Raw genomic sequence first — 15,522 nt, 5'->3', positions numbered from 1 at the left:
GGGCACCGGCCGGACCCGGGCACGCGAAAGGGGCGGACCGCCGATGCGCTCGGCGGCCCGCCCCTCGGCCGGTGTCAGCCCTCGCCGTTGCCGGACAGGATCGAGACGTCCTCCAGCAGGTGCGCCAGCGCGCCGTCGCGCTTGGACTGCGTGGAGTTCTCGGCGCACTGCTGGGTCAGCTCGTCCGACAGGATCGGCACGTCCTGGATCGGCACGAGGTTGACGACGCTGACCGGGATGTCGCTGACCGCGATGCAGGGCTTGTTGAAGGAGCCCTGGATGAGCGCCATCTGCGGGCTCATGTTGCCGTGGGTCGCCGAGTTGCCGAAGTACTGCGAGGCGCCGTTGCCGTTCGCGGAGACGGGGCCGCTGTCGTCGCCGATCGCCATCGCCTGCGGGGCCGCGGCAGCGGAGGCGCCCATGACGGAGGCGGCGATCGCCGCGTAGGCGACTACCTTCTTGATCATTTGGCCAGTCCTTTCTGAAAAACCCCGTCCACCGGAGCGCTCTGGTCAACTCCGTGTACGCGGCCGGGTTTCTCCCGTTCACTCTGTCGGCGGACAGGGGGAAATGTGTGCGGGTCGGTGTTTCCCCGCGGTTTCCCGGCGTCTTTTCCGGGGATTCCGGGATGCCGTGCGGGCCAACCGGGTGAACGCCCGCAACCAATCACTCCGCATCGGGTTGATGAGGCCGTAGGACAGTGCGTCGCTACGACGAAAGGAACGCGAAGTGCTCAAGAAGGCAATGGTCGCCGCGGCGGCTGCCGCTTCTGTGATCGGCATGTCCGCTGCTGCCGCCCCCCAGGCCCTGGCCATCGGGGACGACAACGGGCCGGCCGTGGCCAACGGCAACGGCGCCTCGTCGTCGTTCGGCAACTCGGCGACCGACGGTGACATGAGCCCGCAGCTGTCGCTGGTCGAGGGCACGCTGAACAAGCCGTGCGTCGGCCTCGAGGACATCAACGTCGCCGTCATCAACCTGGTTCCGATCCAGGACGTGCCGATCCTGTCGGACGACCTGGCGCAGCAGTGCGCGGACAACTCCACGCAGGCCAAGCGGGACGGTGCGATCTCGCACGTCCTGGAGGACCTGTCGGTGCTGTCGGCGAACAGCGAGGGCTGAGCCGTACCCCGCCCGGCACGGGCGGCCCGCTGACTTCCCCGCGGGCCGCCCGTGCCGTGACCGGGCCGGGCTTTTCGCCGGGCGAGCGGAATGACGTCGTCGCTCTCCTGGGGGAACGGCCGGGCTGTGTCGTGATGCATCCGGGTGAATTGCCCGGTGTCCCACGTTCGGTAGTTTCCCCGGCCGTCAATTCCTCGTTTGCAGGCTGCAGGTCATGGTGCGGGCCGTCAATGCTGTGCTCGCGCGGTTTCGGCCGTCATTCAGTCATGACCGCAGAGAAGGGAAAGTTCATGAAGAAGAGCGCTGCTGTCGTCGCGGGCGCGATCATGGCCCTCGGCATGGCCGCCCCGGCCTTCGCCGACGCGGGTGCCGAGGGTGCCGCCGTCGGCTCCCCGGGTGTCCTGTCCGGCAATGTCGTCCAGGTCCCCGTGCACGTTCCCGTCAACGTGTGCGGCAACACCGTCAACGTCGTTGGTCTGCTGAACCCCGCGTTCGGCAACGTGTGCGTGAACGACTGACGTCGTTCCCCACCGACCGGCTGCGTCACGGCCGGCCTTGGCCAACTCGTTTGGTTCAGGGCCGGCTTTTCCCTTTCTGCGGCCTTGCCCGCAGCCGGTACCCAGCCATCTCTACCAGCAGGAAGACAACGAGAGTGCGACAGACCCTGAGCAGGGGGATGGTCGCGGCAGCCGCCGCGACGGGCATCCTTTCCCTGTGCGGCAGCCCCGCCCTTGCCGACTCGCATGCGGACGGAGCCGCCAAGAACTCGCCGGGCGTCGCGTCCGGCAACGCCGTCCAGGTCCCGGTCGACGTGCCGGTGAACGCCTGTGGCAACACCGTCGACGTGATCGCCGCGCTGAACCCGGCTTTCGGCAACGAGTGCGAGAACAGCTCGGACGAGCACACCGGCGACTCCGGCTCCGGATACGGTTCGGACCAGGACGGCGGATACGGCGGATCGAACGCCGACGACGTCGACACCGCCTCCGGCGCCGTCGCGGACGGCGAGGCGGTGGGTTCGCCCGGCGTCGGCTCCGGCAACGCCGCGCAGGTGCCGGTCGACGTACCGGTGAACCTCTGCGGCAACACCGTCGACGTGATCGCGGCGCTCAACCCGGTCTTCGGCAACTCCTGCGACCAGCAGCAGGAGGAGCCGCCCGGCTACGGCGAGGAGGAGCCGCCGCCCCCGACCACTCCGCCCACCGAGGAGGAGCCGCCGCCCCCGGCCGAGGAGGAGGAGCCCCCGCCGTCCGGCGAGGAGGAGACCCCGCCGCCCGCGGGCGAGGAGGAGACCCCGCCGTCTCCGCACGAGGAGCAGCCGCCGGTCCTCGCGGAGACCGGCAGCGAGGCCATGGCGGGCATGGCGGCCGCCAGCGCCGGCTTGATCGCCGCCGGCGCGATCCTGTACCGGCGCAGCCGCCCGGCCACCCGCCGCTGACCCGCCCCGCCGCCCCCGGCCGACCCCGCACGGTCGACCGGGGGCGCGGTGCTGCCCCGGACCGCCACGTCTGTCCTCGGGGGCCGGGCCCGCCGCGGCCGTCACCGCCGTTCCGAGGGCGCCGGGGCGGATCGTCGCGTGGCGGAGGCAGGGGCGCCCGCCCCGGCAGAGCGGCTCGCGGACGGGCGGCGGCTCGGGCGTACCGGCCGCCGCCACCGCCCCGACGGGAGGCGCGCGCCTCAGTGGCTGCCCGCCCTGTCCTCCTCCGCACGGTCCGTACGGTCCGCGTGGTCGGGTGAGGGCGCCGGTGCCTGGCGTACGACGCGTGGGTGGGCCGGTGCCGGAGTGCGCGGGTGGAGACGGGGCTGGCGGTGCCAGTGGGTCACGAGGCGGGCGGCCACGTGGCGCCCCCACAGGGTCCACAAGGCCCTGCCGGGAGCCCGGTCGTCCGCGGCGTGCCAGGCCAGTTCGCGTCCCTCGGGGACGGGACGCAGAGCGCTCAGCGGCGCGTAGTTCTCCACCACGAAGGCCCGCCCCGGCCGCGGCGCCCCGTCCGGCAGCGGGCGGTGGGTCAGGTCCAGGTGCAGGGCGCGTACGACGTCCAGCCCGGCGGTGTCGGTGAACAGCCGGAACTGGGCGCCCGGACGCGGGTTGAAGTCGAGCAGGTGGTAGCGGCCCGTCGTCCCGCAGCGCCGGAAGTCGAGGTCGAGGATGCCCCGGTAGCCCAGCTCGCCGGTGATCCGCTCGGCGAGCGCCCGCACCCGCGGGTTCGGCGTCCAGCGGCCGGCCGCCGTCAGGCCGGCGCCCCGGGGCCTGGCGCGGGTCTTGCGGCCGGGCCCGCCCGCGCGGAGCACGCCCGAGCGGTCGGCGTACCCGTGGAAGAACCAGTCGCGGTCCGGCCCCGGCGGCAGGAACGCCTGGAGCAGCAGCCGGCTCCCGGCCTCCTCGGCCCGCGCGTACAGCTCCCGCGCCTCCCGTGCCGACCGCACCAGCGCGGTGCTGCGCAGCCCGCGGCCCGGCGGCACCAGCCACGGCCGGCTCCACTTCGCCACCACCGGCAGCCCCAGCCGCCAGACGGCACGGGCGGCGTCGTCCGGCCCGTCCGGTACCAGCGTCTCGGGGTGCGGGACGTCCAGCGCCGCGCACACCCCCGCCAGCTCCGCCTTGTCGGCCACCCGCCCGGGCAGCGCGCCGGGCAGGTCAGGGAGCAGGTAGCGGGGCGCCAGCTCGGCCCGCGCCAGGCCCACCGCGACCGCGCACGCGTCGTCCATCGGAATCAGCACCGCGGGCCGGGCGACCTGCGCGGCGACCCGGCGCAGCGTCGCCAGGACGTCGGCGGGCGACGCGCCGGGCGGCGGGGGAGTGTGCAGCCGGCTCACGTAGCGGGAGGCGCCGACCGGGCTCCCGGCGCAGTCGGCGACCAGGTGAACCTCGATGCCCGCGCGGCCGAGCGAACGCACGGCACCCAGCGTTCCGTGGTGAAAGGGATTCCGGTCGGTCCGCAGCACAACGGCGGGGACGCGGGTGTCGAAGAGCGACACGGGAGACTTCCTTCGTATTCGTTCCGGGTCACCGAAGCGGGCGATCGGCCCACTCGAAAGCCGTAACCGCGGTGGCGTGACGGGATTTCATATGACTGAGTGTCAGTAATGCGAAACAAGACGAGGAAAGGAGCCGGCATGGCCGTACGCCGGACACGGACCCGGCCGGGGCGGCCGGCGTACGCGGTGGCGGCGGTGCTCGCGGCGGCGGCCCTGCTGGCCGCGGGCCCGCAGGTCGCCGCCGGAGAACCGCCGCCGCCCGCACCGGCCCCGCCGGCCGCCCAGGCACCGGCGGCGGCCGCCCCCGCCTTCGGCGCCTACCTCGACTACGGCCCGCGCGGCGTGGCCCGGATGGCGGAGCTGAGCCACTGGCTGGGCGGCGCGGAACTGAGCGTGGGGCACACCTACCTGCCCGGCGACCGCTGGAGCAACATCGCGGGCGCCCCCGGCTTCCTCGACGTGTGGGCCGACTGGCGCACCCGCGAGGCCGACCGGATGCTCGTCCTCAACGTGCCCATGATGGAGCGCAACGAGGAAGGGCTCGACGACGACGAGGTGCGCGCCCTCCTGCGCCAGGGCGCCGCCGGACGCTTCGACCACCACTACCGCGCCCTCGCCCAACGGCTTGTCGAACTGGGTGTGCCGGACACGGTCCTCGTGCTCGGCTGGGAGATGAACGGCACCACGTACAGCCACCGGTGCGGGCCGGACCCCGAGGCCTGGAAGACGTACTGGAACAGGATCGTCACCACCATGCGCGCGGTGCCGGGACAGAAGTTCCGCTTCGACTTCACCCCGAGCCGCGGCCGGGACGCCATTCCCTGGACCGAGTGCTATCCGGGGGACGCCACCGTCGACATCATCGGCATGGATTCCTACGACCAGCCGCGCGGAATGTCGTTCGACGAACAGGTGACGGAACCCTACGGACTCCAACACCACGTCGATTTCGCCAAGGCGCACGGCAAGCCCGTCTCCTATCCGGAATGGGGGCTGTTCCGCAACGGCGACAACGCCGAGTACATGCGGCGGATGCTCGCCTGGATGGACGAGCACAAACCCGTGTACAACACGCTCACCGACTACTGCCCGCACGGCGTGTGGCAGTGCGACGACAATCCCCGGTCCACGGCCGTCTACCGGTCCGTGCTCTTCGGCCGCACCGACGGGCCCGCCCCCGAGGCCCCGGAACCGACCACGCCCACGGCGCCCCCGGTGCCCACCGTGCCCACCGCACCCGAGCCCGCCGCCGACTGCTCGCCGCTGAACCTCGGCGACTGGGTCGAGTACTGGCTCGGCGGGAAGCTCTGCATGCGCCTGGACTGGTACGCGCGCCACAAGTAGCCGCCCGCGCCGGTGGCGGCGGGGCCGGTCAGCTCCCGCCGCCACCGGTGTGCTCCTTCCGCTCCCGCCGGTGCCGCAGCAGCTCCTTGCCCCGCCGGCGGGCGGCCGCGTCGCACAGGGCCGCCGTCAGCAGCGGGGCCGTGCGCCGCCGGGCCAGCAGCAGCCGCTGGTTCGCCACCGGCTCCGGGCGCCAGTGGTGCTTGTACGGCTCGTCGCCCCGCAGCAGGCTCAGCGTGGCGCGCCCCGGCGCCCGGGCGTGCTCCGCGCACGCGTCCAGCAGCATCACGGCCACGTCCGCCTTCCGTTCCCGCAGCCGGGGATGGGCGCCGTACAGATAGCCGCCCGCCAGCCGCCGCGCCAGCAGCGTCACGTCCACGGCCACCACCTCGCCGTCCATCCGGAACTCGGTGACCACCGCGTCCCCGGAGCGCACCATCGGCCCCACCGCCCGCACCAGGTGGTCTCGGAACCGGGGCCGCAGGTGCTCACCGGTCACCTTCCGGCCCTGCCACTGCAGCCGGTGCAGCTCCAGCAGCCGGTGCAGCGCCGCGTCCACCTCGCCGGGCGGGACGGTGCGGCCGACGACGCCGAGCGCGTCGAGCCTGCGCAGTTTGGCGCGGACCCGCTGCCGGGACTTGGCCGAGGGCAGCCGGGCGATCAGCTCGGGCAGGGGCGCGGCAGGCAGTTCCAGGCAGAGCGAGTCGGGCACCCGGTGCCGCGGCCCGCGCCAGTGGTCCCAGACCCGCTCGGCGGCGGCGCCCGGCCGTACCTCGCGCAGGTCGATCAGCGCGGTGCGCGCCGCCCGGGACAGCGCCCCGGTGAGCGCGGCCGCCGCGGCGTCCCCCCGCCCGTCGTCCAGCAGGACGTCCCCGTAGTCGGAGATCGCCCCGCCCAGCGGCACCAGCGCCGGGACCGGACGCCGTACGAGGGTCAGCGGCGCGGCGGCGACCAGTTCCCGGCCGTCGCGGACCAGCAGCACCCGCAGCCGGCCGGGCGCGCCGTACGAACGCCACCACGCGTGCAGCCAGGCGTGGTTCTGGAACGGGGTCGCCGCCGCGCACCGGCGGTGCAGCCGCCCCCAGTCCGCCGCCAGCGCGCCGAAGCGGCCGGCGTCGGTGACCAGTTCCGTCGTGTACCCCGGCGGCGGGTACGGCACCGGGTACGCGCTCGGGCACGGCGCCCGGTGCGTCGCCGGGTACGTCGTCACAGCCGGTCGTGGACGTCGGCGGCCGGGGCGGGGGCGGGCACGGGCGCCGCCGCGCGGCCGGACTCGCGCGCGGTCCGGCGGGGACGGACCAGCAGGGCGAGGCCGCCCAGCAGCCCGCCCGCGCTCGCCCCGACCAGCCCGGTCAGCGCGGTCGGCGCGGAGGACGGCTCGGCCGGCTCGGTGGCCCGCGCGAACTGGCGCAGCTCCACGCGGGTGTCGTCGGCGGCCGCGGCCGCGTGCCGGGTCAGCGCGCGGGCGACCGCGTTGGCCATGTCGGCGGCCTCCACCGGGCGGGAGGAGGTGGCCGTCACCGAGACCATCGGCGCGTCCGGCGAGGTCGCGGTGCGCACGCTCTCCTCCAGGGTCGCCACCGGCACCCCGGCGTGCATCTGCGCGTCGCCGAGCACCGCGAGCTGGGTGGCGACCCGGCCGTAGGCCTGTGCGAAGCCGAGCGCGGACGCCGGGTCGGACCCGTCGGCGGGGACGGCGACGACGTAACTGGTCGCCGAGTACCGCTCGGTGGTGAGCAGGCCGTAGCCGGCGCCGAGCAGTCCGCCGGCGAGGACACCGGCCGCGAGCGCGGACCACGGCGGCAGGGTGCGGACGCGGCGCAGGACGGCACGCGGGGCGGCGAGCGCGCGGCGGGGACGGGAGGGCGGGGCGGCCTCCTCGTCCGGTGCCGCGGGCGCCGCGGCTTCGGCCGGGGGACGGGTCATGGACTCGGTCATGCGGAACTGACTCCCTTCAGTGCCGGGGACAACGGGTGCGTGAGGGTGGCCGCGTACACGTCCACCAGCCGGGCGGCGCTGCGGGTGACGCAGTAGTGGCGGGCGGCCTCGGGCGCGGAACGCGGCCCGGGGCCCGGCCCGGCGGCGGCGCGGACCTCGGCGAGCGCGCGGGCGTAGTCCGCCGCGCCGCCGGTGACCCGCCGGGCGGTGGGCGCGGCGTCCGGGGGCAGGTCCTCGATCGCCGGGCAGGAGGCGTAGAGCACCGGCAGTCCCGAGGCCAGGCCCTCCACGGCCGCCAGACCGAAGGCCTCCTCGGCCGACGGCGCGGCGAGCACGTCCATCGCCGAGGCGAGCGAGGGCAGGTCGGGGCCCAGGGAGCCGTCGCGGACGTAGGGGCGTTCGCCGGTGAGCAGGACACGGTCGGCGACCCCCGCCTCGCGGGCGGTGCGGCGCAGGACGTGCTCCTCGGGGCCGCCGCCGACCAGCAGCAGCCAGCAGTCGTCCGGGAGCCGGGCCAGCGCGCGGACCAGCACGTCGAACCGCTTGCCCGGGATGAGCCGGCCGACGCCGCCGACGACGTACGCGTCCTGGGGCAGACCGAGGCGGCGGCGGGTGCGCAGGCGGGCGACCGGGTCGAAGCGGAAGCGGGCCAGGTCGATGCCGTTGGGGACGACCTCGATGCGGGGCGCGGGCACGCCCCACCGCTTCAGCCGGTCGGCGACGGTGGGCGAGACGGCGACCGTGGCGCTGCCCAGCCGCTCCCCGGCCAGGTACAGCGCGCGGACGCCGGGGGTGAGCGGGCGGCCCTCCATCTGGGAGTCGCCGAGGGAGTGTTCGGTGGCGACGACGGCGCGCACGCCGGCCAGGCGGGCGGCGAGGCGGCCGTAGAGGCAGGCCCGGTAGAGGTGGGTGTGGACCAGGTCGTAGCCGCCGGTGCGGATCAGCCGGGTCAGGCGGGGCAGCGCGGCCAGGTCGCGGTTGCCGGCCATGCCGAGGTGGACGACGTCGACGCCGTCGGCCGTCAGCCCGTCGGCGACCGGGCCCGGGTTGGTGAGCGTCACGACGTCGCAGTCGACGGGGAGGTGGCGCAGGAGCAGCCGCAGCTGCTGCTCGGCGCCGCCCACGCCGAGGCCGGTGATGACGTGCAGGGCCCTCACCTCACACCCCCGTGGCGGCACGGCGGCGCAGACGGTGCAGCCGGGTCTTCAGCAGCAGCCGTACGGCCGTGTCCCGCTGCCCCACGTGCACACGGGGCAGCGCGTGCGGGCCGGTGAGCGGGCCGGGGTCGATGGCGCAGGCGTACGTGTACCCGGCGGCCCGTACGGCGTCGGCGGCCCGGGCGTCGACCGTGCCGTACGGGTAGCAGAAGCCGGTGACCGGGGCGCCGGTCAGCTCGGTGAGCAGGGCCCGGCTGTCGGCGGTCTCGGCCGTCAGCGTGGCGTCGTCGGCGTCGGTCAGGTCGACGTGGGTGAGGCCGTGCGAGCCGATCTCGACGCCCTGGGCCGCGGCGTGCCGGATGCCGTCGGCGGTCAGCAGGGGCTTGCGCGGCCCCAGCGGGTCCCACGCGTTGTCGCCGCCGAGCCGCCCAGGCAGTACGAACAGGGTGGCCCCGCAGCCGTGGCGGCTCAGGCGGGGCAGCGCGTGCTCGACGAAGTCGGCGTACCCGTCGTCGAAGGTCAGCCCGACCAGCCCCCGGCCCTCGCCGCGGGCCCGTGCCGCCAGCAACTCGGCCACGGACACCCCTCGCAGGCCGCGCCGGCGCAGCCAGCCGAGCTGCGCGTCCAGCCGCTCGGGCGTGACCGTGACGCGGTACGGGTCGTCGGAGGCGTCGCCGACGGAGTGGTACATCGCCACCCAGGGGACGGTGCCGGGGCGGGCGGCGGCTTCGGTGCGCGTACGGGGGCGGGGGCGGGCGCGGGCGCGGGTGCGGGTGCGGAAGTCAGCGGGACCGGCGGAGACGGCGGAGGCGTGAGCCGGGACGGGGGCGTGAGCCGGGACGGGGGCGGAAGCCGGGACGGAGCGGGAGGCGGATGCTGATGCGGCCATGCGGGAGCCTTCGTGTGACGGGGCGGAGGAAACGGCGGACGGACCCCAGGGCGGGAGCGACGCCCTGGACGCCCAGGGCCAGACCGAGGACGGCGAAGACGCCGACGACGGCCGCGGCACCGGCGGCCAGGGCGACGGCGGGGGAGCCGCCGGGGCCGGTGAACCGGTCCGCGACCAGCGCGCCCGCCACCGTCGCGCCGACCGCCGCCGGCACCGGCCGGCCCAGGTCGCCGAGGACGCGCGGCACGCGCACGGGAACGCTGCGCGGACCCATACCGGCCAGCAGCAGGGCGGCGGTGACGGTGATGCCGGCGGCGTTGGCGGCGGCGATCCCGGCCACGCCCCACGGGCCGACGGCGAGGGCGCCGATGACGGCGGTGGCGGCGATGCCGGCGGCCATCACGCCGAGCGGGTACCAGCTGGCGCGGCCCGCCGAGAAGTACGAGCGGGCCAGCGCGCCCACCACCGTCTGGCCGAGCAGCCCGAGGGCGTACACGCGCATCACGCCCGCCGTCGCCGCCGTGTCGGCGGCCGTGAACGCGCCGCGCTGGAAGAGCAGCTGGACCATCTGCGGTGCGCAGGCCACGACCGCCGCCGTGCCCAGCAGCACCAGGCCTGCGGCCAGCGCCACGTCCCGCTCCACCCGGTCGCGGGCCCGTTCGGTGTCGCCGTCGGCCACCGCCCGCGCCACCACGGGGAAGGTGACCGTGCACAGCATCAGCGACAGCGTCATCGGGATCTGGGCCACCTTCTGCGCGTAGTTCAGGTGCGAGATGGCGCCGGAGGGGAGCCCGGAGGCGAGGAAACGCTCGATGACGACCTGGGACTGCCGGCACAGGGCGAAGAGCAGGACGGTGCCGAAGAGGGCGAGCGCGAGGGGGCGTGCCGGGTCGTCGTTCTCGGTGCCCGTGGTCCGGGCGGTGCCGTCGCCGTTCTCCCGGTGGCGCAGCTGCCCGAGCAGCGACGGCAGTTGCGCCGCCACCATCAGCAAGCCGCCGACCGCGACCCCGACGGCCGCCGAGCGCACCCCCCAGCGCCCGCCGAGCACGAACATCGCGGTGATGATGCCGGTGTTGTAGGCGACGTAGATCGCCGCCGGTGCCAGGAACCGGCGGTGGGCGCGCAGGGCGGCGCTGCAGTACCCGGCCAGCCCGAAGCTCACGACGCAGGTGGCGGTCAGGCGGGTGCAGTCGACGGCCAGGGCGTGGTCGGGCAGGCCGGGGGCCAGGGCGCGCACCAGCACCGGTGCCGCGACGACGGCCAGCGTGCCGGCCGCGGCGAAGGCCAGCGACAGCCGGGGCAGGGTGGAGGCGACCAGCGCGCGGACCGGGTCACCGGGGGCGGTGCCCCGCGCGCGGCGCGCCAGGGCGAGGCTGAACATCGGCACCAGCGCGAAGGCCAGCCCGTCCTCGATGAGCAGCGTCGCCGCGAACTCCGGCACCGTCCAGGCCACCAGGAAGGCGTCCGTCTCGCGCCCCGCACCGAACAGCCGGGCCAGCGCCTGGTCCCGGACCAGCCCGAGCACCGACCCGGCCACCGACAGCGCGGCCGTGACCAGCGCGGCACGGGCGAGGAGGCCGGAGGAGGGCCGGCCCCCGGCGGGCGCGGCGGCGTCCGTGCCGGGGACGTCGGCGCTCCGGGCCGCCGGTACCGCCGCCTCGTCCGGCGTGCGCACGGAGGGTGTCTTCACGGCGCCGGCGCCTCCTTGGTACCGGGCGCCGGAACGGGTGCGGGCGCCGAAAGGGGTGCGGGCGCCGGGACGGGTGCGGGGCCCACCGTCGCATCGGTTCCCAGCCCCCACCACGCCGCCAGCCCGAAGCACACCGCCGTCAGCACGGTCGAGGGCCCGCCGATGTCGGCGTAGGCGAAGTCGGTCAGCTGCCACACCAGCAGCCCGCAGGCGACCAGCGCGCAGTCCTGCCCCGCCCGCCCGGAACGCCGCACCGCACGCAGCCTCCGCAGCCCGAGCACGAGCAGCGCCAGCCAGCTCCCCGCGAGCGTGAGCAGCCCGAACAGCCCCTGCTCGGCGAGGACCAGCAGATACATGTTGTGCGGGGACAGCAGCGGTTGCCTGTGGTAGCCCGCGCCGGCGCCGTCGGTCTCGCTGCCCGAGGACAGCGCCAGCGAGGCGTGCCCGTCGCGGTGCTCGGGGAAGCCCTTCAGCCCCACGCCCGTCAGCGGCCGCTCGTGCCACATGCCGACGGCCGCCGCCCACATGGTGTACCGGTCGGTCACCGACTGGTCGGGCGCGTCGGCGACCCGGGTGATGCTGCCGACCCGTTCCTGGAGCATCGCCGTGCCCACCCCGAACCCGCCCACCAGCACCACGCCCGCCGCCACCACGGCCGCCCCCACCGCCAGCGCCCGGCGCACCCCCGCGAGCAGCAACTGGGCCGCGCACGTCAGAGCCGTCGCGATCCACGCCCCGCGGCTGAACGACAGGGCCAGCGGCAGCAGCAGGACGAGCGCGCACCCCGCGGCGAGCAGCCGCTGCCGCGCCGGCGTCCGGCCCAGCGCCAGTCCCACCGCGCAGACCACGCCCAGGGAGACCACCGTGGCCATGCCCATCACGTCCTGCGGCCCGAAGGTGCCCACGGCCCGGACCTGCTCGCCCCGGTAGGAGGCCCCGGTCCCGGTGACGTACTGGTGGACGCCGACCGCCCCCTGCCACGCCGCCAGCCCCACCGTCGACCAGGCGAGCAGCCGCACGTCACCGCGGTCGCGGACCAGCAGCAGCACGGTGGCGGGGACGAGGACGAAGACCTGGAGGTAGCGGCCGAGCCCGGTGAGCCCCGCCCCCGGCGACAGCGCGCCCATGGCGGCGACGGCGAGACCGAGCACGGGCAGCCCCAGCACCGCGGCCGCCCTGCCGGACAGGGGGCGCCGCCGGTCCCGTACCAGCCGGACGGCGCAGTACAGCACCGCCAGCCCCGAGGCCAGGTCCGCCGGGTGCGCGCCGTCCGTGCCGTCACCCGCGACCGGCAGGGCGAGCAGCGCGACGACCGCCACCACGGCCAGCACGGGCGGCAGCCGTCGGCGTACGCGCGCCGCGGGCGCCAGGGGCAGGGCGTGGGCCACCTCGCTCAGCTCCCCGACGGCCGCACGAGCGCGACGGCGGTGCGCAGCAGGATGCAGACGTCCTGCCACAGCGACCAGTCGTCGATGTAGGCGTTGTCGAAGCGGGCCCGGTCCTCGATGGAGGTGTCGCCGCGCAGCCCGTTGATCTGGGCCAGTCCCGTGATGCCGGCCGGCACCCGGTGGCGGGCGGCGTATCCCGGGTAGGTCTGGCTGAACCGCGCCACGAAGTACGGGCGTTCGGGACGCGGGCCGACCAGGCTCATGTCGCCCCGGAAGACGTTCCACAGCTGGAGCAGCTCGTCGAGCGAGGTACGGCGCAGGAAGCGGCAGAACCAGGGCATCCGCCGCTCGTCCGCCACGCTCCACCGGGTCGCCGACTCGTGCGCGTCGGCCGGGCGGTGGGTGCGGAACTTCAGCAGCGTGAACGGCGCGCCGTCCTTGCCGACGCGCTCCTGCCGGAACACCACGCCCGGGCCGCCGACCAGCCTCAGCACGGCCGCGCAGGCCAGCAGCAGCGGGCTCAGCAGCAGCAGCAGCGCCCCGGACACCGTCACGTCCAGCACCCGCTTGCCGGCGCCGCCCGGCCGCCGGACGTCTGGCTCCAGGCGCCGGCAGGCGAATCCGGCGAGCCGGTCCCGGCCCGCGGACGAGGCGGCGGGGGCGTCGGCGCGGGAGGGGGTGTCCGCCTCGACCTCCCACACCGCGCACCCCGACTCGGCCAGCGCCCGCAGCAGCGCGCCCTGACGGCCGCGCCCGGACGGGTGCACGGCCAGTACGTCCCGTACGCCGTTCTGCACGACCGCCCGCCGCACCTCCTCGCCCGTGGTCAGCACGGGCAGGCCGCCCGGTGTGCCGCCGGGCTCGTCGGCCACGAGCCCGACCGGGCGCACCCCGCAGCGCGGCTCGCGCAGCGGCCGAGCCACGAGCGGACCGGGCGCACCCCGCAGCGCGGCGGGCAGCACGGCCGCGGCCGCGCGCACGGCCGCGCGGCGCGGCGGGGCGGGCCGCGGCGGCGCGGGGGCGGGCCCGGCGCGCGGTACGGCGCGGCGCCCGGTGCACGACGCCCCGGCCCGCGCAGCCCGTCGCCGCGTGCACGAGGAAGCCGAGGAGCAGGGTGCGGGCGGACAGCGCGTGCGGTGGGGCGTACGCCGCGACGAGCGCCCCGAGCGACAGCCAGAGCACCGCGACACGGCCGCACAGGGCGGGCAGGTCGTCCAGCGCGCCCGGCAGCCGCCGGGCGGCGGGGCGCGGGCGCAGCAGCACCGAGGCGGTGACCAGCAGCACCGCGAGCAGCGGCTGGTGCGGGGCGCCGGTCAGGAGCAGCGAACCCGGCAGGGCCGCCGTGCCGTCCGCCACGATCAGCGGCAGCGGGGAGTCCGGCCGGGGAACGGGACGCCCGGCGGGGAGCCGGAAGCCCGCGGCGCCGGTGCGCCGCGGCAGTAGCGAGACGGGGGAGGCGCCGAGGTCGCGCGGCTGGCCGGCGGGGGTGGGGACGGTGCTTTCCGCGGTCACGGGTGCGTGGACTCCCTGTACTCGGTGGACGCGACGACCGGCCGGCCCACGGGTCTGGGGAGGACGCGTGTCTCGCCCGCCGCCCCGTGTCCGGCCGCTCCCGCCCCGCCGAGGAGGTCGGCGTAGACCGCGGCGACCGCGGCGGCGGTGCGGCGTACGTCGTGCGCGGACCGGACGTGCGCGCGCCCCCGCAGGCCCAGCGACGTGCGCAGCGGCGCGTCGAGCAGCAGCCCGCTCACGGCGTCGGCCAGCGCCACCGCGTCCCCGGGCGGCACCAGGCAGTGCGGGACGAGCGCGGCCGGCAGCACCTCGCGGGCGCCGTCCACACCGGTCGTCACCACGGGCCGGCCGCAGGCCATCGCCTCCAGCGGGGCGAGCGCCATGCCCTCCCAGCGCGACGGCAGGACGACCAGGTCGGCGGCCCGGTACCAGGGGGCGGCGTCCGCGACGGCACCGGCGAACAGCACCGGGGCGGGGGGCCGTCGGCCCGGCCGTGCCCCGCCACCGGGAACTGCCGCGACCCCGAAGCCGTACGCCGAGGCGCGTGCCGTGAGACGGGCGCGGTCCGGGCCGTCACCGACCAGTACCAGCCTGGCCCCCGGCACCCGCGCGAGCACCGACTCCCAGGCGGTCAGGAGAATGTCCTGCCCCTTCTGCCGGCACAGACGGCCCACGCACACCACCAGCGGGGCGTCGGGGCCGGCGCCGCACCGCAGCCGGACGGCGTCCACCTCCTGCGCGGTGACGGTGCCGAAGCGGCCGGGGTCGACGCCGTTCGGGATCACCGCCCACCGCCCGCGAATCCCGGCCCGCACCCCGCGCGCCCGTTCCGCCTCGCTCACGCACACCGTGCGCGCCGCCCAGCGCGCGCCCCACCGTTCCCAGCCGAGCGCGAGCGCCGCGGCGGCCCCGCCGACCGCCTCGAACGACCAGGCGTGCGGCTGGAACACCGTCGGTACCCCACCCCGCACGGCGAGCCGCACCGCGAGGCCGGCCTTCGCGCTGTGCGCGTGCACCAGGTCGGGCCGCACGTTCCCGATCACGCGGGCGAGCCGCCGTACCTCCGCCGGCAGGCCCGGGCCCGGCGACCGCGTCGCCGGCCAGTGCCGCACGTCGGCGCCGAGCGAACGGAGCCCGGCGGCGAGAGAGCCATCGTCCGGACAGGCGACCGTGACGCGCAGTCCCGCGGCGAGCTGAGCCCGTGTCAGGTCGGTCACGACTCGGGCGACCCCGCCGTCCACCGGCTGGGTGACGTGCAGAACCCGTGACCGGGAGTCGGTCGGTGACAGGTGCATACGCGTTTCCTCGCTCACGGAACATGCTCGGGACGGGCGAAAACGCGCCTCACCGCAGAAAACCGGCTGGTCACCGCCACGTCCGGAGCTCTCGGAGAGTGCCCTCGGTCGATGCCCCGCAGTGGCGCACCAGGGATGCGTCGGATGGTGTGGGACTCTAGCCGCTATCCGTACTAATACGGTGAAACCGGGCAAGTGTGTTGGAACCGTG

Annotated in this window: 13 protein-coding genes and 1 pseudogene; 4 read left to right on the top strand and 10 right to left on the bottom strand. The window is 76.1% G+C overall.

Annotated elements, in window-relative coordinates:
* Positions 1-74 precede the first annotated feature (74 nt).
* Positions 75-467 carry a rodlin RdlB gene (gene rdlB / locus M6G08_RS04490; RefSeq protein WP_272585882.1) on the bottom strand — a complete coding sequence of 131 codons (393 nt, stop codon included), beginning with the start codon at positions 465-467 and terminating at the stop codon, positions 75-77.
* Between the two features lie 262 nt (positions 468-729).
* Here rdlB and rdlA point away from each other — a divergent pair, with 262 nt between their 5' ends.
* The 3 genes from rdlA (at position 730) to M6G08_RS04475 (ending at position 2,560) form a co-directional block, all read left to right on the top strand.
* The gene (gene rdlA / locus M6G08_RS04485; RefSeq protein WP_272585881.1) at positions 730-1,122 is read left to right on the top strand and encodes a rodlin RdlA; all 393 of its coding nucleotides are present in this window, start codon (positions 730-732) and stop codon (positions 1,120-1,122) included.
* Between the two features lie 290 nt (positions 1,123-1,412).
* On the top strand, positions 1,413-1,640 hold the full coding sequence (chpD, locus tag M6G08_RS04480) for a chaplin ChpD (RefSeq protein WP_272591258.1): 228 nt from the start codon (positions 1,413-1,415) through the stop codon (positions 1,638-1,640).
* A 134-nt stretch (positions 1,641-1,774) separates the two neighbouring features.
* A complete protein-coding gene (locus tag M6G08_RS04475; protein WP_272585880.1) occupies positions 1,775-2,560 on the top strand; it encodes a chaplin in 786 nt (261 codons plus the stop codon).
* Between the two features lie 239 nt (positions 2,561-2,799).
* Here M6G08_RS04475 and M6G08_RS04470 read toward each other — a convergent pair whose 3' ends face one another.
* Entirely contained in the window at positions 2,800-4,101 is a 1,302-nt protein-coding gene (locus M6G08_RS04470; RefSeq protein ID WP_272585879.1) for a carboxylate--amine ligase, read from the bottom strand.
* A gap of 138 nt (positions 4,102-4,239) precedes the next feature.
* Here M6G08_RS04470 and M6G08_RS04465 point away from each other — a divergent pair, with 138 nt between their 5' ends.
* Complete coding sequence (locus M6G08_RS04465; RefSeq protein ID WP_272585878.1) at positions 4,240-5,445, top strand: glycoside hydrolase family 26 protein; 1,206 nt, start codon at positions 4,240-4,242, stop codon at positions 5,443-5,445.
* 28 nt (positions 5,446-5,473) lie between these two features.
* On the opposite strand, the gene M6G08_RS04460 is transcribed toward M6G08_RS04465, so the two are convergent.
* From M6G08_RS04460 to M6G08_RS04425, 8 genes and pseudogenes are all read right to left on the bottom strand, one after another.
* Positions 5,474-6,601 (bottom strand): GNAT family N-acetyltransferase, encoded by a 1,128-nt coding sequence (locus M6G08_RS04460; RefSeq protein WP_272591257.1) that lies wholly within the window; start codon positions 6,599-6,601, stop codon positions 5,474-5,476.
* A gap of 47 nt (positions 6,602-6,648) precedes the next feature.
* Complete coding sequence (locus M6G08_RS04455; protein ID WP_272585877.1) at positions 6,649-7,380, bottom strand: YveK family protein; 732 nt, start codon at positions 7,378-7,380, stop codon at positions 6,649-6,651.
* On the bottom strand, positions 7,377-8,537 hold the full coding sequence (locus M6G08_RS04450) for a glycosyltransferase (RefSeq protein WP_272585876.1): 1,161 nt from the start codon (positions 8,535-8,537) through the stop codon (positions 7,377-7,379). The genes M6G08_RS04455 and M6G08_RS04450 overlap by 4 nt, the downstream gene beginning before the upstream one ends.
* Before the next feature lies 1 nt (position 8,538).
* Positions 8,539-9,228, bottom strand: a complete 690-nt coding sequence (locus M6G08_RS04445; protein WP_272591256.1) for a polysaccharide deacetylase family protein — start codon at positions 9,226-9,228, stop codon at positions 8,539-8,541.
* A 91-nt stretch (positions 9,229-9,319) separates the two neighbouring features.
* On the bottom strand, positions 9,320-11,101 hold the full coding sequence (gene murJ / locus M6G08_RS04440; protein WP_443049003.1) for a murein biosynthesis integral membrane protein MurJ: 1,782 nt from the start codon (positions 11,099-11,101) through the stop codon (positions 9,320-9,322).
* Positions 11,102-11,112: 11 nt separating this feature from the next.
* Positions 11,113-12,504 (bottom strand): O-antigen ligase family protein, encoded by a 1,392-nt coding sequence (locus M6G08_RS04435; RefSeq protein ID WP_272585875.1) that lies wholly within the window; start codon positions 12,502-12,504, stop codon positions 11,113-11,115.
* 5 nt (positions 12,505-12,509) lie between these two features.
* Positions 12,510-14,016, bottom strand: a pseudogene (locus tag M6G08_RS04430) (sugar transferase).
* Complete coding sequence (locus tag M6G08_RS04425; RefSeq protein WP_272585874.1) at positions 14,013-15,311, bottom strand: glycosyltransferase; 1,299 nt, start codon at positions 15,309-15,311, stop codon at positions 14,013-14,015. The pseudogene M6G08_RS04430 and the gene M6G08_RS04425 overlap by 4 nt, the downstream one beginning before the upstream one ends.
* Between the last annotated feature and the right edge of the window lie 211 nt (positions 15,312-15,522).

This window comes from Streptomyces sp. M92 (genome assembly GCF_028473745.1).
Taxonomy (GTDB): Bacteria; Actinomycetota; Actinomycetes; order Streptomycetales; family Streptomycetaceae; genus Streptomyces.
This window is presented reverse-complemented; position numbering and strand designations above follow the sequence as displayed.